Annotated in this window: 19 protein-coding genes and 1 rRNA gene; 11 read left to right on the top strand and 9 right to left on the bottom strand. The window is 71.5% G+C overall.

All coding sequences use genetic code 11. The annotated features are described in order from the left end of the window. Positions 1–125: 125 nt before the first annotated feature. From rrf to ACYVNR_RS00370, 3 genes are all read left to right on the top strand, one after another. A 5S ribosomal RNA gene (gene rrf, locus ACYVNR_RS00360) occupies positions 126–242 on the top strand. A gap of 81 nt (positions 243–323) precedes the next feature. Further along, a complete protein-coding gene (locus ACYVNR_RS00365; RefSeq protein WP_461045736.1) occupies positions 324–719 on the top strand; it encodes a cupin domain-containing protein in 396 nt (131 codons plus the stop codon). Then, positions 716–1,891, top strand: a complete 1,176-nt coding sequence (locus ACYVNR_RS00370) for an adenosine deaminase (RefSeq protein WP_461045738.1) — start codon at positions 716–718, stop codon at positions 1,889–1,891. Before ACYVNR_RS00365 ends, ACYVNR_RS00370 begins: the two co-directional genes overlap by 4 nt. Positions 1,892–1,912: 21 nt before the next feature. Here ACYVNR_RS00370 and ACYVNR_RS00375 read toward each other — a convergent pair whose 3' ends face one another. From ACYVNR_RS00375 to deoC, 5 genes are read right to left on the bottom strand one after another with little or no spacing between them, the layout of a single operon-like run. Continuing rightward, positions 1,913–2,608, bottom strand: coding sequence for an aspartate/glutamate racemase family protein (locus tag ACYVNR_RS00375; RefSeq protein WP_461045740.1), 696 nt, complete (start codon positions 2,606–2,608; stop codon positions 1,913–1,915). Next, on the bottom strand, positions 2,605–3,243 hold the full coding sequence (locus tag ACYVNR_RS00380) for a uridine kinase family protein (RefSeq protein ID WP_461045742.1): 639 nt from the start codon (positions 3,241–3,243) through the stop codon (positions 2,605–2,607). The genes ACYVNR_RS00375 and ACYVNR_RS00380 overlap by 4 nt, the downstream gene beginning before the upstream one ends. A 34-nt stretch (positions 3,244–3,277) precedes the next feature. Next, complete coding sequence (locus tag ACYVNR_RS00385; RefSeq protein WP_461045743.1) at positions 3,278–4,165, bottom strand: aldehyde dehydrogenase family protein; 888 nt, start codon at positions 4,163–4,165, stop codon at positions 3,278–3,280. Further along, on the bottom strand, positions 4,162–5,646 hold the full coding sequence (locus tag ACYVNR_RS00390; protein WP_045192777.1) for an aldehyde dehydrogenase family protein: 1,485 nt from the start codon (positions 5,644–5,646) through the stop codon (positions 4,162–4,164). The genes ACYVNR_RS00385 and ACYVNR_RS00390 overlap by 4 nt, the downstream gene beginning before the upstream one ends. 59 nt (positions 5,647–5,705) lie before the next feature. Continuing rightward, complete coding sequence (gene deoC, locus ACYVNR_RS00395; protein ID WP_458802076.1) at positions 5,706–6,692, bottom strand: deoxyribose-phosphate aldolase; 987 nt, start codon at positions 6,690–6,692, stop codon at positions 5,706–5,708. Between the two features lie 55 nt (positions 6,693–6,747). On the opposite strand from deoC, the gene ACYVNR_RS00400 reads away from it, so the two are divergent. Next, positions 6,748–7,389, top strand: a complete 642-nt coding sequence (locus tag ACYVNR_RS00400; protein WP_461045746.1) for a PH domain-containing protein — start codon at positions 6,748–6,750, stop codon at positions 7,387–7,389. Between the two features lie 99 nt (positions 7,390–7,488). On the opposite strand, the gene ACYVNR_RS00405 is transcribed toward ACYVNR_RS00400, so the two are convergent. Then, complete coding sequence (locus ACYVNR_RS00405) at positions 7,489–9,174, bottom strand: phospho-sugar mutase (protein ID WP_461045748.1); 1,686 nt, start codon at positions 9,172–9,174, stop codon at positions 7,489–7,491. Beyond that, entirely contained in the window at positions 9,174–10,007 is an 834-nt protein-coding gene (locus tag ACYVNR_RS00410; protein ID WP_461045750.1) for a purine-nucleoside phosphorylase, read from the bottom strand. The genes ACYVNR_RS00405 and ACYVNR_RS00410 overlap by 1 nt, the downstream gene beginning before the upstream one ends. 90 nt (positions 10,008–10,097) lie before the next feature. Between ACYVNR_RS00410 and ACYVNR_RS00415 the strand changes: the two genes are divergently transcribed. Further along, the gene (locus tag ACYVNR_RS00415; protein WP_461045753.1) at positions 10,098–11,510 is read left to right on the top strand and encodes an NAD(P)H-quinone dehydrogenase; all 1,413 of its coding nucleotides are present in this window, start codon (positions 10,098–10,100) and stop codon (positions 11,508–11,510) included. Positions 11,511–11,527: 17 nt separating this feature from the next. Here ACYVNR_RS00415 and ACYVNR_RS00420 read toward each other — a convergent pair whose 3' ends face one another. Continuing rightward, positions 11,528–11,749: a hypothetical protein gene (locus tag ACYVNR_RS00420; protein WP_461045756.1), complete on the bottom strand. Its 222-nt coding sequence runs from the start codon at positions 11,747–11,749 to the stop codon at positions 11,528–11,530. 115 nt (positions 11,750–11,864) lie between these two features. Between ACYVNR_RS00420 and ACYVNR_RS00425 the strand changes: the two genes are divergently transcribed. Further along, on the top strand, positions 11,865–12,395 hold the full coding sequence (locus ACYVNR_RS00425) for an antitoxin (protein WP_461045757.1): 531 nt from the start codon (positions 11,865–11,867) through the stop codon (positions 12,393–12,395). A 90-nt stretch (positions 12,396–12,485) separates the two neighbouring features. On the opposite strand, the gene ACYVNR_RS00430 is transcribed toward ACYVNR_RS00425, so the two are convergent. Further along, a complete protein-coding gene (locus ACYVNR_RS00430) occupies positions 12,486–14,273 on the bottom strand; it encodes an acetyl/propionyl/methylcrotonyl-CoA carboxylase subunit alpha (protein WP_045192785.1) in 1,788 nt (595 codons plus the stop codon). 119 nt (positions 14,274–14,392) lie between these two features. Between ACYVNR_RS00430 and ACYVNR_RS00435 the strand changes: the two genes are divergently transcribed. From ACYVNR_RS00435 to ACYVNR_RS00455, 5 genes are all read left to right on the top strand, one after another. Beyond that, complete coding sequence (locus tag ACYVNR_RS00435) at positions 14,393–15,235, top strand: aldo/keto reductase (RefSeq protein WP_461045759.1); 843 nt, start codon at positions 14,393–14,395, stop codon at positions 15,233–15,235. 44 nt (positions 15,236–15,279) lie between these two features. Next, positions 15,280–15,801 carry a DUF3806 domain-containing protein gene (locus ACYVNR_RS00440; RefSeq protein WP_461045761.1) on the top strand — a complete coding sequence of 174 codons (522 nt, stop codon included), beginning with the start codon at positions 15,280–15,282 and terminating at the stop codon, positions 15,799–15,801. Between the two features lie 21 nt (positions 15,802–15,822). Then, positions 15,823–16,683: a tryptophan 2,3-dioxygenase gene (locus ACYVNR_RS00445; RefSeq protein ID WP_461045763.1), complete on the top strand. Its 861-nt coding sequence runs from the start codon at positions 15,823–15,825 to the stop codon at positions 16,681–16,683. Between the two features lie 2 nt (positions 16,684–16,685). Continuing rightward, entirely contained in the window at positions 16,686–17,333 is a 648-nt protein-coding gene (locus ACYVNR_RS00450) for a class I SAM-dependent methyltransferase (protein ID WP_461045765.1), read from the top strand. Between the two features lie 113 nt (positions 17,334–17,446). After that, entirely contained in the window at positions 17,447–18,877 is a 1,431-nt protein-coding gene (locus tag ACYVNR_RS00455) for an APC family permease (RefSeq protein ID WP_045192821.1), read from the top strand. Positions 18,878–19,135: the final 258 nt, after the last annotated feature.

The following is a 19,135-nucleotide window of genomic DNA, read 5'->3' on the forward strand; positions in this document are numbered from 1 at the left end:
GATAACTTGACTCACAAAGATGCTACGCGTCCACTGTGCAGTTCCCGAGATACAAACGGGAACCTGCGAACCACCACTACGAGTGGTGGGCAATCGCGTCCACGATTTTGATATCTCCATAGAGTTTCGGCTGTCATAGCGAAGGGGAAACGCCCGGCTCCATTCCGAACCCGGAAGCTAAGCCCTTCAGCGCCGATGGTACTGCACTGGTGACGGTGTGGGAGAGTAGGACGCAGCCGGACAACCATTCACGACAACCCCGCCAGCTCTGCTGGCGGGGTTGTCGCATTTCCCGGCCTTTTCGCGTCCACTAGGGTTGGCTCGTGCCTGAACTCATCCCCTCCCCGACGCGTATCCCCGTTCCCGGCGGCAAGGTCATCGACGAGCACGTCGGTACCGTCAACACCCCCGACGCCGGCCTTCAGAGCTCGGTCTCCGTGGCGCGCATGGTGGCCCCGGCCGGCTGGTCCGAGCCGTTCCAGAGGCCCGAGTTCGACGAGATCACGCTCGTCCTGGCCGGCACCGTGCTCGTCGACCACGACGGCGGCACCATCGAAGTGGGTGCCGGCCAGTCGGTGCTCACCCGAGGTGGCGAGCGCATCCGCTACTCGTGCGGGCCTGAGGGCGCCGAGTACGTCGCGGTGTGCCTGCCCGCGTTCAGCCCCGACACCGTGCACCGCGACGCGGAGGACGAGGAGAACGCGGGGGAGGCCCGGTGACCACGGTCGAGCAGGGCGCGCCCGACGAGCTGGTGCGCGCCCCCAAGGTGCTGCTGCACGACCACCTCGACGGTGGCCTGCGGCCCCAGACGATCCTCGAGCTGGCCCGGGAGTGTGGCTATGACGGCCTGCCCGAGAGCACGGCCGCTGACCTGGGACGTTGGTTCCGCGAGAGCGCGGACTCCGGGTCGCTCCCGCGCTACCTCGAGACGTTCGACCACACGCTCGCGGTGATGCAGACCCGCGAGGGTCTGTTCCGGGTGGCGAGCGAGTGCACCCAGGACCTCGCTGCCGACGGCGTCGTCTACGCCGAGAGCCGCTACGCGCCCGAGCAGCACCTCACCCAGGGCCTGACCCTCGAAGGCGTCGTGGAGGCCGTGAACGCGGGTCTGCGCGACGGCGAGGCCAAGGCTGCTGCGGCGGGTCACCCGATCCGCGTCACGTCGCTGCTCACCGCCATGCGCCACGCAGCCAAGTCCACCGAGATCGCCGAGCTCGCCATCCGCTACCGCGACGAGGGGGTCTCGGGCTTCGACATCGCGGGTGCCGAGGCCGGCTACCCGCCCACCCGTCACCTCGACGCCTTCGAGTACCTCCAGCGCGAGAACTTCCACTTCACCATCCACGCCGGTGAGGCCTTCGGCCTGCCCTCGATCTGGCAGGCCATCCAGTGGTGCGGGGCCGACCGGCTCGGCCACGGCGTGCGCATCGTCGACGACATCACGGTCGACGGCTCGCCGTTCGACGAGTGGCTCGAAGGCAACAAGGGTGACTCGAGCGCCCTGACGACGCTCGAGCTCGACCGGGTGCGTCTGGGCCGTCTGGCGGCCTACGTGCGCGACAAGCGGATCCCGCTCGAGATGTGCCCGAGCAGCAACCTGCAGACCTCGGCGGCGCCGTCCATCGCGCTGCACCCGATCACGCTGCTGCGGCGGCTGCGTTTCCGGGTCACGCTCAACACCGACAACCGGCTCATGAGCGGCACGTCGATGAGCCGCGAGGCCGCGTTGCTGCGTGACGAGGCGGGCTGGACGCTCGGGGACCTGCGGTGGGTGACCATCAATGCGATGAAGTCGGCCTTCATCCCGTTCGACGAGCGCCTGGCACTCATCGACGGGGTCATCAAGCCCGGCTACGCCGACCTGGGCTACGAGGTGCCGCCGATCGGCTGACGTCTGCCGGTGACGGGGCGGTCAGCCGGTCGCGAGGGCGGCCGAGACCGCGGCCTCGACGTGCAGGCGCGTCGTCGGGAAGACCGGCACCGGCGAGTCCGTCTGGTCGACGAGGAGCTCGATCTCGGTGCAGCCGAGGACGATGCCCTCGGCGCCGGCCGCCACGAGCCGGCCGATGATCTCGCGGTAGGCCTGCCGTGACTCGTCGCTGACGACCCCGACGCACAGCTCGTCGTAGATGATGCGGTGCACCACGGCCCGGTCGTGGGCCTCGGGCACGAGGACGGTGAGCCCGTGCCCGGCCAGCCGCTCGCGCAGGAAGGGCTGCTCCATGGTGTACGCGGTGGCGAGCAGCCCGACGCGCGAGAGTCCGTGGAGACGCACGGCCGCGGCCGTGACGTCGCCGATGTGGAGAAGCGGGATCGACACGGCCCGCTCGACGGTGTCGGCGACCTTGTGCATCGTGTTGGTGCAGAGGACCAGCAGTTCCGCGCCGCCTGCCTCGAGCCCGGCAGCGGCGGTCGCGAGCAGGTCTCCCGCCTCGTCCCAGCGCCCCTGTGCCTGAAGGCGCTCCACCTCGGCGAAGTCGATCGAGTGCAGCAGCAGGCGGGCCGAGGCGAGGCCTCCGACCCGCTCGCGCACGAGCTCGTTCGCCAGGCGGTAGTACTCGGCGCTCGACTCCCAGCTCATGCCGCCGAGCATCCCGACGAGCTTCATCGCCCCGCCGCCGTCCCGAGCAGCGCGCCGAGCTCGGCCTCCGCCTCGCGCGGGTGCACGCAGCGGGCCCCGTCGGACCGGGCCTGGGCGACCACCGCGGGCTCGTCACGCCACAGCGTGAGGCCGCGTCGCACGAGGATGTGGGGTGGCTTGCGCCGCTCCGACAGGTCGCGGACGAAGCGGCGCAGGGCCGTCAGCGTGCGGTTCTGGCGCACGCACAGCGCGTCGGCGAGCAGCCCTTCGGCCGACAGGGGCTCCACGAGGCGTCCGGCGAAGAGTCCCTCGGCCAGCACGTAGTCGTGCTGGCGGGCCGTCACGGTGTGGCGGCCGGTGACGGCCGAGGCGCCGATGTCGTAGACGGGAACCTCGACGGAGCCGTGGTCGACGAGGGAGCGCAGCGCCGCGACGGCTGCGCCGGCGTCCCAGGAGTCGGGGTGGTCCCAGTCGGCGATGCCGAGCGGGGAGCGCGGCAGCGCGGGGTCGCTCGCCTCGCGGTAGAAGTCGTCGAGACGTACGACGGGCCACCCGTGGGTCGCGTTGAGCCGCGCCGAGAGCCGGCTCTTGCCCGACCCGCTCGGCCCGGTCAACAGGATGACCCGGCGGCGGCCCGCTGCCGCGTCGTCGACGGAGCCCACCTGTCGTCCTCCTCGTGCGCTCCGCACCGGCTGCTCAGAGACCCTTGGGGTGCCAGACGGTCTTGGTCTCGACGAAGGCGCGGATGCGGCCGAGCCCCGGGTCGGCGTTCCAGTCGGGCTCGACGGGCCGGCCGTCGACCACCATGGGACGGTAGACCCGCTTGAGGTTGCCGGCGGCCTCGGCCTCGAGCGCGGCCCAGACGACGCCGTCGGCACCCGCCACGCCGGTGAGGTCGATGGCGTTGACGTCACGGTGTGCGGCAAGCCACGAGGCGACCTCGGCCGTGCGGGCGGTGATGATGTTGACGACACCGCCGGGGACGTCGGACGTCGCGAGCACCTCACCGAGCGTGACGGCAGGCAGCGGGCGGTCGGCCGAGGTCACGACGACCGCCGTGTTGCCCGACGCGATGACCGGGGCGATCACCGACACGAGACCGAGCAGCGAGGAGCCCTGCGGCGCAAGGACGCCCACGACACCGGTCGGCTCGGGAGCGGACACGTTGAAGAACGGACCGGCCACGGGGTTGAGGTTGCCGAGAACCTGCGCGATCTTGTCGGTCCAGCCGGCGTACCAGACGACGCGGTCGATCGCGGCGTCGACGGCCGCACCGGCCGCGCGGGTCGAGAGGCCCTCGCCGGCCGCGACCTCCTCGATGAACTGGGCACGACGTCCCTCGAGCACCTCGGCCACGCGGTAGAGCACCTGGCCGCGGTTGAAGGGAGTCGCGCCGGACCAGCCCGACAGCGCCGAACGCGCTGCGACCACGGCGTCGCGGACGTCCTTGCGCGAGCCCATCGAGGCGTTGGCGAGGAACTCGCCCTTGGCAGAGACGATCTCGTAGGAGCGGCCCGACTCGCTACGCGGGAACTTGCCGCCGATGTAGAGCTTGTAGGTCTTGCGCACGTCGAGGCGGCTCATCGGGTGGCTCCCGTCAGCTGTGTGGAGGATGTCGCAGGGGCAGTGGTCACATAGGCCTCGAGGCCGTGGCGGCCGCCCTCGCGGCCGTAGCCCGACTCCTTGTAGCCGCCGAACGGCGACGTCGGGTCGAAGCGGTTGAAGGTGTTGGCCCAGACCACACCGGCCTTGAGCTGGTCGGCCATCCAGAGGATGCGCGAGCCCTTCTCGGTCCACACGCCGGCGGAGAGGCCGTATGCCGTGTTGTTCGCCTTCGCCACCGCCTCCTGGGGCGTGCGGAACGTCAGCACCGACAGCACCGGGCCGAAGATCTCCTCGGTGGCGACACGGTGCGTCTGCGAGACGCCGGTGAGCACCGTGGGCGGGAACCAGAATCCCTTTGCGGGCAAGGAGCATTCGGGGCTCCAACGCTCGGCGCCCTCGGCGACGCCGGCCTCGACGAGCGCCGTGATGCGGTCGAGCTGTGCTTTGCTGTTGATGGCGCCGAGGTCGCTGTTCTTGTCCATCGGGTCGCCGACGCGGAGCGTGCCGAGGCGGCGCTTCAGCTTGGCGATGACCTGGTCGTGCACGTTCTCCTGCACGAGCAGGCGCGAGCCGGCGCAGCAGACCTGGCCCTGGTTGAAGAAGATGCCGCTGACGATCCCCTCGACGGCCTGGTCGATGGGGGCGTCGTCGAAGACGATGTTGGCGGCCTTGCCGCCGAGCTCGAGGGTCGCCTTCTTCGACGTGCCGGCGATCGAGCGCGCGATCATCTTGCCGACCTCGGTCGAGCCGGTGAAGGCGACCTTGTCGACGTCGGGGTGCTCGACGAGCGCCTGGCCGGTGCGGCCGTCACCCGTGATGATGTTGACGACACCCGCGGGCAGGTCGGCCTGCTGGCACACCTCGGCGAAGAGCAGCGCCGACAGCGGCGTCGTCTCGGCGGGCTTGAGCACCACGGTGTTGCCGGTCGCGAGGGCCGGCGCGATCTTCCACGCGAGCATGAGCAGCGGGAAGTTCCACGGGATGACCTGGCCGACGACACCGTGCGGCCGAGGCGCCTCGGCCCCGCCGGCGGACAGGCCGGCATACTCCAGCTTGTCGGCCCAGCCGGCGTGGTAGAAGAAGTGCGCGGCCGCCGTCGGCACGTCGACGTCGCGGGTCTCCTTGATGGGCTTGCCGTTGTCGAGGGTCTCGAGGACGGCGAACTCGCGGGCACGCTCCTGCAGGATGCGGGCGATGCGGAAGAGGTACTTGCCGCGCTCGGCGCCGGACATCGTGCCCCAGACGCCCTCGTAGGCGCGGCGGGCGGCGGCGACGGCCTTGTCGACGTCCTTCGGGCCGGCCTGGCTGACCTCGGCCAGCACCGTCTCGTCGGCCGGGTTGATCGTGGCGAAGGTCGCCTTGGGGCGGGTGAACGCTCCGTCGATGAAGAGGCCGTAGGACTTCTCGATCGTGACGATCGCGCGTGACTCAGGCGCGGGGGCGTACTCGAACGTGGGCATGAGGGTGTCTTTCGTGAGCTCTGTCGGTGCAGTCAAGGGCGTCGTGACGTGGCGGACCGTCAGTCGATGGTCACGTAGTCGGCGCCCGAGTAGGCACCGGTCGCGAGCTTCTGACGCTGGAGGAGCAGGTCGTTGAGCAGGCTCGAGGCGCCGAACCGGAACCACTGCGGGGTCATCCAGTCGTCACCCGCGATCTCGCTGACCATGACGAGGTACTTGATGGCGTCCTTGGTGGTCTTGATGCCACCGGCCGGCTTGACGCCGACCTGCACGCCGGTGAGCTCGCGCCAGTCGCGCACCGCCTCGAGCATGATGAGCGTGACGGGCAGGGTCGCCGCCGGCTGCACCTTGCCCGTGGACGTCTTGATGAAGTCGCCGCCGGCAAGCATCGAGAGGTACGAGGCGCGGCGCACGTTGTCGTAGGTGACGAGCTCGCCGGTCTCCATGATCACCTTGAGGTGCGTGTCGCCGCAGGCCTGCTTCACCTCCGCGATCTGGTTGAAGACCGTCAGGTAGTCGCCGGAGAGGAACGCGCCACGGTCGATCACCATGTCGATCTCGTCGGCGCCTGCCTCGACGGCGTCACGGGTGTCGGCGAGCTTGACCGGCATGCTGGCGCGGCCCGACGGGAACGCCGTGGCGACGGCCGCGACGTGGATGCCGCTGTCGCCGAGGGCCGCCTTCGCCGTCGCGACCATGTCGCCGTAGACGCAGATGGCGGCCGGGCGAGGGGTCGTCGGGTCGAGCGCGTCGGGCACGAGCGCCTTCGCGCACAGCGAGCGGACCTTGCCGACGGTGTCGGCGCCCTCGAGCGTGGTGAGGTCGATCATCCCGATGGCCGTGTCGATGGCCCAGGCCTTGCTCGTGGTCTTGATCGAGCGGGTGCCGAGCGCCGCGGCGCGGCCCTCGCAGCCGACCTGGTCGACGCCGGGGAGGCCGTGGAGCCACGAGGTGAGGGCGGAGTTCGTCAGGCGCGACACCCCGAGGACGTCACGCGCCTGAGCGGTGAGTTCCTGCGCGGAGCGCGTCGTGGTGCTAACAGTCACCACGGGAGTCTATCCACCATTCGAGACGGCCCGTGACGCGTGAGAGAGTGCCACCGTGAGTCCTGAACCCCAGCACCCCGAGCCCACCCGGGCCACCCCGGGCGCAGGCGGCCACGACGCGCAGACGCTGCGGCCCGGGTCGGCCATCGCGGTCGGTGTGATCGCCGGCCTGTGCGGCTTCGCCCTGCTCGTGCCGGCCCTGCTGACGCCACCGCGCAGCTGGTCGCTCGTCTCCGGGGTGCTGCTCGTCCTCGTGCTCGTCTGGCTCTTCGTCGTGCACCCCTGCGTCGTCGTCCACTCGGAGGGCCTGCGCCTCGTGAACCCCCTGCGCACGGTCGAGCTGACCTGGCCGGCCATCACCGAGGTGCGCTCGCGCTGGTCGCTCGAGCTCGTCGCCGACGGCGCGCGCTACACGGCCTGGGGCGTGCCGGCGGACCCGGGCCGCCCGAGGTACGGCCGCGGCATGCTGAGCCTCGGTGCGAACCAGGTGCGCGGGCGCGGCACCACCGAGCTGCCGACGAAGTCGAAGGTGCAGGCGCAGCTGGTCGCAGCGGAGGTCGAGCGGCTCATCGCGGCCGACCGCAAGCGCAAGGACGGCCGCACCCCGCGCATCGTGACCCAGGCGTGGGACCCCATCTCGGTGGGGCTCCTGCTCGCCGCGATCGCCTTCTTCGTCATCGCGACCTTCGTCGCCTGACGCCGGCCTCGCGGGCCCACCGCAGGCCCACCGCGGGCCCACCGCAGGCCCACCGCAGGCCCACCGCAGGCCCATCGCAGGCCAAGGGCCACAGCGAGCTCAGAGCGACGTGAGGCGCTCCATGTCGGCGCGGACCGCGGCCAGCCGCGTCTCGGCGACCGCCTTGGCCTCTGCGAGCCCGGCAGCGTCGGTCACCGGCTCGATGACCTCGAGGTAGACCTTCACCTTCGGCTCGGTGCCGCTGGGGCGCACGATGATGCGCGACCGGTCGGCCAGGTGGTAGCGCAGGCCCTCGGTCGGCGGCAGACCGCCGTCGCCGCGCGCGAGGTCGTCGGCGCGGGTGACCTCGGTGCCGGCCACCGTCGTGGGCGGCTCCTCGCGCAGCCGGCCCATCAGGGCCTCGGTCTGGGCGAGGTCCGAGACGCGCACCGAGAACGAGTCGGTGGCGTGCACGCCGTGCTCGACGGCGAGGTCGTCGAGCAGGTCGGTGAGGGTGCGCCCCTCGGCCTTGAGGGTCGCGGCCAGCTCGGCGAGCAACAGCGCCGCGCTGACGCCGTCCTTGTCGCGCACGAGGCGCGGCGCGACGCAGTAGCCGAGGGCTTCCTCGTAGCCGAACCTCAGCCGGCGCACGCGCGAGATCCACTTGAAGCCGGTGAGCGTCTCCTCGTGGGCGAGCTTGGCGGCCCTGGCGATCGAGGCGAGCAGGCGCGACGACACGATGGAGTTCGCGAAGACGTCGCGACGGGAGACCCCGCGCCGCACGACGTGCGCGCCGAGCAGCGCCCCCACCTCGTCGCCCCGCAGCATGCGCCAGTCACCGAGGGCCGGGTCGAGGACGGCTGCCGCGCACCGGTCGGCGTCGGGGTCGCTCGCGATGACGAGGTCGCACCCGACCGCCCGGGCCCGTGCCAGGGCCAGGTCGATGGCGCCCTTCTCCTCGGGGTTGGGGAACGCCACCGTCGGGAAGTCCGGGTCGGGCACCGCCTGCTCGTCGACCGGGATCGGCGCCGCGAACCCGGCCCGCACGAACGCGGCGTGCACCGTGCCGTGGCCGACCCCGTGCAGGCTGGTGTGGACGACGCGCAGGTCGCGGGGCGAGTCGGGCGCGACGACCGTGGCGACGGCGTCGATGTAGCTCTCGAGGAGGTTGTCGCCGAGCGTCTCCCAGCCCTCGGAGGCGCGAGGCACGTCGGCGACCCGCTCGACGCGACCGATGTGGGCCGCGATCTCGCCGTCGGCCGGGGGCACGATCTGGCTCCCGTCGCCGAGGTAGACCTTGTAGCCGTTGTCCTGTGGCGGGTTGTGGCTGGCCGTCACCATGACCCCGGCGTGGGCGCCGAGGTGGCGGATCGCGAAGGCGAGCACCGGGGTGGGCAGCGGCTGGGGCAGCAGCATCGCCCGACCGCCGGCCGCGACGACGACGGCGGCCGTGTCGCGGGCGAAGACGTCGGAGTTGTAGCGGGCGTCGTAGCCGATCACCACGGTCGGGTGCTCGCCCGCACGCCCTTCGTCCTTGAGGTATGCCGTCAGGCCGGCGGCCGCACGGATGACCACGCTGCGGTTCATGCGGTTGGGGCCCGCCCCGAGCGCCCCGCGCAGCCCCGCGGTGCCGAACTCGAGCAGGCCCGACATGCGGTCGGCGAGGCCGGCCTCGGCGTCGCCGTCCCCGTCGGTCGCCCGGGTGAGCAGCGTGTCGAGCTCGGCCCGCGTCGTCGGGTCGGGGTCGTCGTCGCGCCAGGCCCGCGCGGCGGCATACATGGTCTCGGTGGCGTCCACGGCGGTCATCACAGGCGCCCCACGACGGCGGCGAGCAGGCGCCCGCACCGCTCGGCGGCGACCTGTCCGGCCTCGAGCACCTCGTCGTGGCTCAGCGGGGTCTCGGAGATGCCTGCGGCGAGGTTCGTCACGAGCGAGATGCCGAGCACGTCGAGACCGCTCTGACGCGCGGCGATCGCCTCGAGCGTCGTCGACATGCCGACGAGGTCGCCACCGATGACCTTGGCCATCTGCACCTCGGCAGGCGTCTCGTAGTGCGGCCCGCGGAACTGGACGTAGACGCCCTCGTCGAGGTCGGGGTCGACCTCGCGGGCGAGGTCGCGCAGCCGCGGCGTGTAGACGTCGGTGAGGTCGACGAAGTTCGCGCCCTCGATGGGGGAGTGGGCCGTGAGGTTGATGTGGTCGCGGATGAGCACGGGCGTGCCGGGCGCCCAGGCCGGGTTGAGCCCGCCGCAGCCGTTGGTCAGCACGATCGTCGAGCAGCCGGCGGCCTTCGCCGTGCGCACGCCGTGGACGACCGAGCGCACGCCACGCCCCTCGTAGAAGTGGGTGCGCGTGCCGAAGACGAGGGCACGGCGGCCGGTGTCGCCGATCGCCACCGAGCGCATGCTGCCCGAGTGGCCGACCACGGCGGCCTTGTGGAAGCCGGGCACGTCGGCGTTGTCGACGGTGGCGAGCGTCTCGCCGATGAGGTCGGCCGTCTGGCCCCAGCCCGACCCGAGCACGAGCGCGACGTCGTGGCGCTCGACGCCCGTGCGCTCGGCGATCACGGCGGCTGCGTCGGCGGCGACGTCGAACGGGTCGGTGGAGGGGTCGTTGAGGTCGCGGGAGGTGCTGTTCACGATGTGGACTCTAGCGAGGTCGTCCTGACCGGCGCACCGGTCCCGCCAGGGTGCGGAGCCCGACCTCGGGGTCGTCCGGGGGATGGTTGGATGGAGCACGTGATCACGCGCGAGACGTCCGTTGTCATCATCGGAGGTGGCCCCGGCGGCTACGAGGCGGCCCTCGTCGCCGCACAGCTCGGCGCACGCGTCACCATCGTCGAGCGCGACGGACTCGGTGGCGCGGCCGTGCTCACCGACTGCGTGCCGAGCAAGGCGCTCATCGCGACCGCCGACTACATGTCCGACTTCGAGACAGCCTCGCAGCTCGGAGTGCGGCTCCAGGACGACGACGGTGACGAGGTGTCCGACGCGGTCGCCCAGGCGCACACGGTCAACGGTCGCATCCTCGAGCTCGCCGCCGCCCAGAGCGCCGACATCCAGGGCAGCCTCGAGCAGGTCGGCGTGACCGTGCTCCGCGGCACCGCCCGGGTCGCAGGGCGCGAGGCGGTCGTCGCCGAGCTCGCCGACGGCACCACGCAGGAGCTGGCCGCGGACGTCGTGCTGCTCGCCACCGGCGCAGCACCCCGGGTCATGGACACGATGCGCCCCGACGGCGAGCGGATCCTGACCTGGCAGCAGATCTACTCCCTCGAGGAGCTGCCCGAACGGATCATCGTCATCGGCTCCGGCGTCACCGGCGCCGAGCTCGCCCAGGCCTACCTCGGCCTCGGCTCCCAGGTCGTGCTCGTCTCCTCGCGCGAGCGGGTGCTGCCGGGCGAGGACGCCGACGCCGCCACCGTCATCGAGGACGTCTTCCGCAAGCGCGGCATGGAGGTCCTGGGCACGTCGCGGGCCGCCTCGGTCGAGCGCACCGCCGACGGCGTCGTCGTCACTCTTGTCGACGGCCGCACCGTCGAGGGCAGCCACGCCCTGCTCGCCGTCGGCTCGGTGCCCAACACCGCCGACCTCGGGCTCGAGGAGCTCGGCGTCGAGCTCAGCCCCTCGGGCCACATCCAGGTCGACCGCGTCTCGCGCACCAGCGTGGGCGGGATCTACGCCGCCGGTGACTGCACCGGCGTGCTGCCGCTCGCCTCCGTGGCCGCCATGCAGGGCCGCATCGCCATGTGGCACGCGCTCGGCGACGCCGTCGCACCGCTCAACGTTCGTGGCGTCGCGGCGAACATCTTCACGGAGCCCGAGATCGCGACCGTCGGCATCAGCCAGGGCGCCGCCGACGAGTCACCCGACGTCGAGTCGGTCATGCTGCCGCTCGCGCGCAACCCCCGGGCCAAGATGCAGGGCATCACCGACGGGTTCGTCAAGCTCTTCTGCCGCAAGGGCTACGGCACGGTGCTCGGCGGGGTCGTCGTCGCGCCCAAGGCCTCCGAGCTGATCTTCCCGGTCGCTCTCGCCGTGCAGAACCGGCTCAGCGTCGACCAGGTCTCGAGCACGATCACCGTCTACCCGTCGCTGTCCGGCTCGATCGCCGAGGCGGCGCGCCAGCTGCACCAGTCCGACTGACGCGTCAGGGGATCGCGTCAGACGACCTGGTCGGGGTGCTGCGGACGGTCCTGGCGGTCGCTCTCGAGCTCGGCCAGGCGGTCCTGCTCGGCCCACCGCTCCTTGCGCCGGCGCGACACGGTCTGGCGCAGCTTCTTCTGCAGCGGGTAGACGAGGGCCGCCACGACGATGAGGATGACGAGGTTCGTCACCGAGAAGGACGGCTGGTTCGAGGTCGCAGTGGCGAGGGTCGCAAGCACCTGACCAGTGTGTCAGAGGCGTAACGTCGGGCCCGTGGCGGCGTCGCCGTCGCGCCAGGGGAGCGACCGTGCCCGCGGGCCGGCCCCTGACCGGTTCGGACCGTGGAGGCACGCAGTGAGCGACTGGATCGACAAGGCCAAGGACTTCATCAAGGGCCACCCGGACCAGGCCGAGCAGGGGCTCGACAAGGCCGAGGAGATCATCAACGAGCGCACCGGCGGCAAGTACGCCGACCAGATCGACAAGGGAGCCGACGCCGTACGCGAGCAGCTGGGTCTGCCGGACGACGAGGCCACCGCTCCGCCGACGCCGCCGACGCCTCCCACCCCTCCCACGCCCGGCCCGGCGCCGACCCCCGGCCCGGCACCGACCCCCGGCCCGGCACCGACCCCCACGCCGACCCCCACGCCGACCCCCACGCCCGGGCCTCCCGTCGATCCCAACGACCCCTCGCCCGTGGACCCCGGTCTGCCGGGCAGCCCCGGACCGTCCGAGATCCCGCCGGCCACCGACCCGGCGGGCGAGCAGGACCTGCCGGGCGTGCCCGACCCGAGCAGCGCCGGGAACCAGGGCGGCGCCGGGAACCAGGGCGGCGCCGGGACCCAGGGCGGCGACATCACCCTGGGCGACCCGCCCAAGAGCTGAGCCGTCGCAGCACGGCGAGGGCCGCCCCACCGCGACGGTGGGGCGGCCCTGTCGTCGGCTCGACGCGTCCGGACCCGGGTGGTCGCCCGGTCAGCCCTCGGCGTCCTTGATCTCGGCGAGCACCGCGCCGGACGTGACGGTCTCGCCGACCTTCGCGGTGAGACCGGTGAGGACGCCGCCCTTGTGGGCGGTGATGGGCTGCTCCATCTTCATCGCCTCGAGGACGATGACGAGGTCGCCGGCAGCGACCGTGGTGCCCTCCTCGACGGCGATCTTGACGATGGTGCCCTGCATGGGAGCGGTGAGGGAGTCGCCGGAGGCGGCGCCGCCGGACTTGCCGCCGCCGGAGCGCTTCGGCGCCTTCTTCTTCGCGGCGGAGCCGCCACCGCCGCCCAGCGACAGGCCACCGGGCAGCGAGACCTCGAGCCGCTTGCCGCCGACCTCGACGACGACGGTCTGGCGCTCCTCGGGCTCGGCGCCGTCGGCGCCACTACCGGGCCCACCGGCATACGGCTCGACGGTGTTGTCCCACTCGGTCTCGATCCAGCGGGTGTGGATCGAGAACGGCGTGCCGTCGGCGGGCGCGAAGGCCGGGTCGGCGACGACCGCGCGGTGGAACGGCACGACGGTGGGCATGCCGTCGATGGTCAGCTCGGCGAGGGCGCGGCGGGAGCGCTCGACGGCCTGCTGGCGGGTGCTGCCGGTGACGATGAGCTTGGCGATCATCGAGTCGAAGGCTCCGGCGACGGTGTCGCCCTCGACGATGCCGGCGTCCCAGCGCACGCCCGGGCCGTGCGGCACGACCATCCTGGTCACGGTGCCGGGGGCTGGGAGGAAGCCGCGGCCGGCGTCCTCGCCGTTGATGCGGAACTCGATGGAGTGCGCGTGCGGCTCGGGGTCGCCGTAGTCGAGGCTCTCGCCGTTCGCGATGCGGAACTGCTCGCGCACGAGGTCGATGCCGGTGACCTCCTCGGTGACCGGGTGCTCGACCTGGAGGCGGGTGTTGACCTCGAGGAAGCTGATGTCGCCCTGCGGCCCGACGAGGAACTCGCACGTGCCGGCACCGACGTAGCCGGCCTCCTTGAGGATCGCCTTGGACGCGCGCAGCAGCTCGGCGTGCTGCTCGTCGGTGAGGAACGGGGCGGGGGCCTCCTCGACGAGCTTCTGGTTGCGGCGCTGCAGCGAGCAGTCGCGGGTCGAGACCACGACGACGTTGCCGTGCTGGTCGGCCAGGCACTGGGTCTCGACGTGACGCGGGCGGTCGAGGAAGCGCTCGACGAAGCACTCGCCGCGGCCGAACGCCGTGACTGCCTCGCGCACGGCCGACTCGTAGAGGTCGGGGATCTCCTCCATCGTGCGGGCGACCTTGAGGCCGCGTCCGCCGCCGCCGTATGCCGCCTTGATCGCCACCGGGAGCCCGTGCTCCTGCGCGAACGCCACCACCTCGTCGGCGCCGCCGACCGGGTCCTTGGTGCCGGGCACGAGGGGCGCACCGGCCTTGGTCGCGATGTGGCGGGCCTTGACCTTATCGCCGAGGGAGTCGATGGCCTCGGGGCCGGGGCCGATCCAGATGAGCCCGGCGTCGATGACGGCCTGGGCGAAGCCGGCGTTCTCGGCGAGGAAGCCGTAGCCGGGGTGGACCGCGTCGGCGCCGGACTGCTTCGCGACGTCGAGGAGCTTGTCGACGAGCAGGTAGCTCTCGCCGGGCGTCGAGCCACCGAGCGCGTACGCCTCGTCGGCGACCTTCACGTGCAGGGCATCCCGGTCGGGGTCCGCGTAGACCGCCACCGAGGCGATGCCGCTGTCCGCGCACGCCCGCGCGATGCGGACCGCGATCTCACCACGATTTGCGATCAGGACCTTGCTGATGGATGCCATGGCTCGGACTCTATCGGGCTGACGTCACGTCAATTCCGCCTCCAGAGGCGTATTCCCAGCCGTCTCGGAGTGAGGTCGGGCACATCAACCACCGGTGTGCTCGACCTAGCGTGGAGGCCATGACCACACACGCGTCAGTCCCCACGCTCGCCCTCGGCCACGCCTCCACCCCCGGCCTGGCCATCCCGCAGGTCGGTTTCGGTGTCTGGGAGGTGCCCGACGCGGACGTCGACGCCGCCTTCGGTCGCGCCCTCGAGGTCGGCTACCGCCACATCGACACCGCCCGCATCTACGGCAACGAGGAGGGCGTCGGCCGGGTCCTGGCCCGCGGCGACGTCGCCCGCGACGACGTCTTCGTCACCACGAAGGTCTGGAACGACGACCACCACGACGTGCCGGCGGCGTTCGACGCGTCCATGGGGCGCCTGGGCATCGACGTGCTCGACCTCTACCTCATCCACTGGCCGGCCCCCGCCCAGGACGCGTACGTCGACGCGTGGAAGGCCATGCTCGAGCTGCAGTCCGAGGGCCGGGTGCGCTCGGTCGGTGTGTGCAACTTCCAGCTGTCGCACCTGCAGCGCCTGCTCGACGAGACCGGCGTGCTGCCGTCGGTCAACCAGATCGAGCTCTCGCCGTACCTCCAGCAGGAGCAGCTGCGCGCCTTCCACGCCGAACACGGCATCGTGACCGAGGCGTGGAGCCCGCTCGCGGCCCGCGCCGGGCTCCTCGACGACCCGGTCGTCACGGGGATCGCCGCGAAGCACGGCGTGACGCCGGGGCAGGTGGCGCTGCGCTGGCACGTGGAGGTCGGCAACGTCGTGCTGACCCGGTCCGTCACCCCCGAGCGCATCGACGCGAACCTCGACCTCTTCGGCTTCGCGCTGGACGAGGACGACCTCACGGCCATCCGCGGCCTGGACCGGGGGACGAGGACCGGCCCCGATCCCGACACCTTCGGCTGAGCAGGCCGGGTCCGAGGCCGTCGCCAGACACTAGATTGACCCGCATGGGACTGTTCTCGAAGAAGAACAAGGGCGACGACGAGCCGGCCTCGGACCCGACCCCCGCCGACGACGCCGGCGAGCCCGGCGACGACGCGCTCGCGTCCGACGTCACCGGTCGACCCGTCACGGCGCCGCTGGGGGAGGCCGAGCGCGGGCGCCTCGACGCGGCGCTGGCCCACGCCGCGCAGGCGGGCGTCGACATCGACGACCTCAGCTCGATCAGCGCCCACTACGACGACGCGTACCGCCGGTGGTCGGCGACCCAGGGGGCCGACGGCGACGGCTCCGACGTCATCGTCGACACGTTCGCCACGGCGATCGGCGAGCACCTCGCCCGGCACAGCGCCCGCGAGTGGGCCGTCGTGACCGACGTCTTCGGCACCGACATCGGCCTCGTCGCGGCCCGGGCCGACACGGTCGTGGTGCCGCACAACCTCGTCGGCGCGCGGTGGATGCGTGGTGAGACCGGATGGATCCCGGGTGTCGTCTCGCACCTCGTGAGGATCCGCCCGCGGCCCAGCTGAGGCGCCTCCTAGGATCGCGACATGGCCACGGACGACCGGCGCGTCAAGCGCGAGCTCGAGGAGGGCATCGAGCGCGACTTCACGCGCAAGATGTCGTACGGCGACTACCTGCGGCTCGACACGCTGCTCAGCGCGCAGCAGCCGCTCAGCGACCCGCCGCAGCACGACGAGCTGCTCTTCATCATCCAGCACCAGACTTCGGAGCTGTGGCTCAAGCTCATGATCCACGAGCTGCGTTCTGCCCGAAGGCTTCTCGCTGAGGACGATCTGGCACCCGCTCTCAAGCGGCTGGCCCGCGTCAAGCACATCCAGCACACCCTCACCGACCAGTGGTCGGTGCTCGCGACGCTGACGCCGAGCGAGTACGCGGAGATCCGCCCGTTCCTCGCCACGAGCTCGGGCTTCCAGTCGGCCCAGTACCGCGAGGTCGAGTTCCTCCTCGGCAACAAGAACGCAGACATGGTCGCCGTGTTCTCGCACGACGAGGGCGCCCGCGGCGAGCTCGACACCCTCCTGCACGAACGCAGCCTCTACGACGAGTTCCTCGCCTACCTGTCCCGGCGTGGGTATGCCGTCCCGTCCCACCTGCTCGACCGTGACTGGACGCAGCCCTACCGCCTCGACCAGGGGCTCGTCGACGTCTTCGCCGGCGTGTACGCCGAGCCGCACGAGCACTGGGGCGTCTACGAGACGTGCGAGGAGCTCGTCGACCTCGAGGACAACTTCCAGCAGTGGCGCTTCCGGCACCTGCAGGTGGTGCAGCGCACCATCGGCCAGAAGACCGGCACCGGCGGGTCGACAGGCGTCGACTTCCTGCGTCGCGCGCTCGACCTGACCTTCTTCCCGGAGCTGTACGAGGTGCGCACCAGGATCGGGGGCTGACGATGGCGCGCGACTGGGACGAGCGAGCGGATGAGCTTGCGGCGCAAGCCATCTCGGACGGCGCGCCGACCTCCTGGTTCGACCGGCTGTACGCGGAGGGTTGCTCGGGCGTCGTCGGCATGCCGTGGGACAGGTCCCAGCCCGCACCGCAGCTGCGGGAGTGGGCGGAGTCGCAGGCGGTCGACGGCAGCGGGCGTCGCGCCGTCGTCGTGGGGTGTGGTCTCGGTGCCGACGCGGAGTACCTCGCGTCGCTGGGCTTCGACACGGCGGCCTTCGACGTCGCCCCGACCGCTGTCCGGGTGGCGCAGGACCGGCACCCGGGCAGCGCCGTCGACTACCGCGTGGCGGACCTGCTGGACCTGCCGGGGGAGTGGCTCGGCGGGTTCGACCTGGTCGTCGAGATCTACACGGTGCAGGCGCTGCCCGACCCGCCCCGGTCGGAGGCGGTCCGCGGCGTGCGCAGCCTGGTCGCCCGGGGAGGCACGCTGTTCGTGGTGGAGTTCCGCACGGACGGCGAGTCCGACGCGACGAAGGGTCCGCCGTTCGCGCTGAGCCGTGGACGCCTGCTGTCGTTCGCGGACGACGGGCTCGAGCAGGTCGAGCTGAGCGCCGTCGAGGGTCAGCACTGGCGGGCCGTGTTCCGCCGTTAGTCGGGCTAGTCCCCGGCGCGTCTCCCGTTGCCGCACCGTGGTGCGTGGGCCAAGGTGGTCAGGCAGGCAACCCACCGTGGCGCTTGGCCACGACCAGACGCATGGGAGGCGACATGGCTCAGGTTGCACAACAGGAGACCCACCAGGGCGGCGAGCTGAAGAGGGTCATGGGACCCGGGCTGCTGCTGCTCTTCATCGTCGGCGACATCCTCGGGACGGGCGTCTACGCGCTCACGGGAGACGTCGCCGCAGAGGTCGGAGGTGCGGCTTGGGCACCGTTCATCGTCGCCTTCGCCATCGCCATGGTCACCGCCTTCTCGTACCTCGAGCTCGTGACGAAGTACCCGCAGGCAGCCGGCGCGGCGCTCTACACCCACAAGGCGTTCGGCATCCACTTCCTGACCTTCATCGTCTGCTTCACGGTCATGTGCTCCGGCATCACGTCGGCCTCGACGGCCTCGCGGGCCTTCGCGTCGAACCTCGCCAAGGGGTTCAGGCTCGACGACGAGAACACGACGCTGATCATGCTCATCGCGCTGGGGTTCATGGCGGTCGTCGCGCTGGTCAACCTGCGGGGCGTCGGCGAGAGCGTCAAGGCCAACATCGTGCTGACGCTGGTCGAGCTGTCGGGCCTGCTCCTCGTCATCTTCGTCGGCTTCTTCGCGATCTTCGGCGGCAAGGGCGACTTCTCGCGCACGATGATCTTCGAGTCGCCGAGCGACAAGTCGACGTTCTTCGCCGTCACCGCGGCGACGTCGCTCGCGTTCTTCGCGATGGTCGGCTTCGAGGACTCGGTCAACATGGCCGAGGAGACCAAGGACCCCGTGCGGATCTTCCCCAAGATGATGATCACGGGCATCGGCGTGACGGGACTCATCTACGTGCTCGTGTCGCTCTGCGCCGTCGCCATCGTGCCGGTGGGCGACCTCGCCTCGAGCGACACGCCGCTGGTGACGGTCGTCGAGAGGGCCGCGCCGAACGTCCCGATCAAGGACCTGCTGCCGTTCATCTCGATGTTCGCCGTCGCGAACTCGGCCCTGATCAACATGCTCATGGCCTCGCGCCTGCTCTACGGGATGAGCAAGCAGGACGTGCTGCCCCACTTCCTCGGCCGGGTGCACCCGCGTCGCCGGACGCCGTGGGCGGCCATCGTCTTCACGACCCTTCTCGCCTTCGGCCTGATCATCTACGTGTCGGGTGCGAGCGAGGACGCGGTCTCGGCCCTCGGCGGCACGACGTCACTACTGCTGCTCGGCGTGTTCACGATCGTCAACATCGTCGTGCTCGTGCTCCGGCGCGACCCGAAGGACAGCGACCACTTCGTCACCCCGTCGTTCCTCCCGGTCGTCGGAGCGGTCGCCTGCTTCTTCCTCGTGCTGCCGCTGTCGGGCCGGCCGTCGGAGCACTACACGATCGGCGGCGGCCTGCTGGTGCTCGGCGTCGTCCTGTGGGCCCTCACCTGGATGGCGAACCGGGGCCTGCGGGCCAAGAAGACCTACTTCCGCGACCCCGACGACCTCGGCGGCGACGGCCCGGTCAACTAGCCCGCCGGTCACCTCGGCCCCGCGCGGCCGGCCGAACCGGTCTCGGCCGGGCTCGCACTGGCACGGGCAGTCAGCGGCGCAGTAGGCCTCGAAGCACGTGTCAGGGCAGGTGCAGTCGTCGCTCGGGGGAGGGGCATCGACCACCGGCTGCCGCCCGCGCCTGAGCCTGGCCCGCAGGCGCAGCTCTGCCCGGGTCGGGTGGTCGACCTGTCGCTGCCTGTGCGGAGCCGCTTGCGCTTCCCGGTCGCGTGCCGCCCG

The sequence above is a fragment of the Terrabacter koreensis genome (assembly GCF_054783315.1).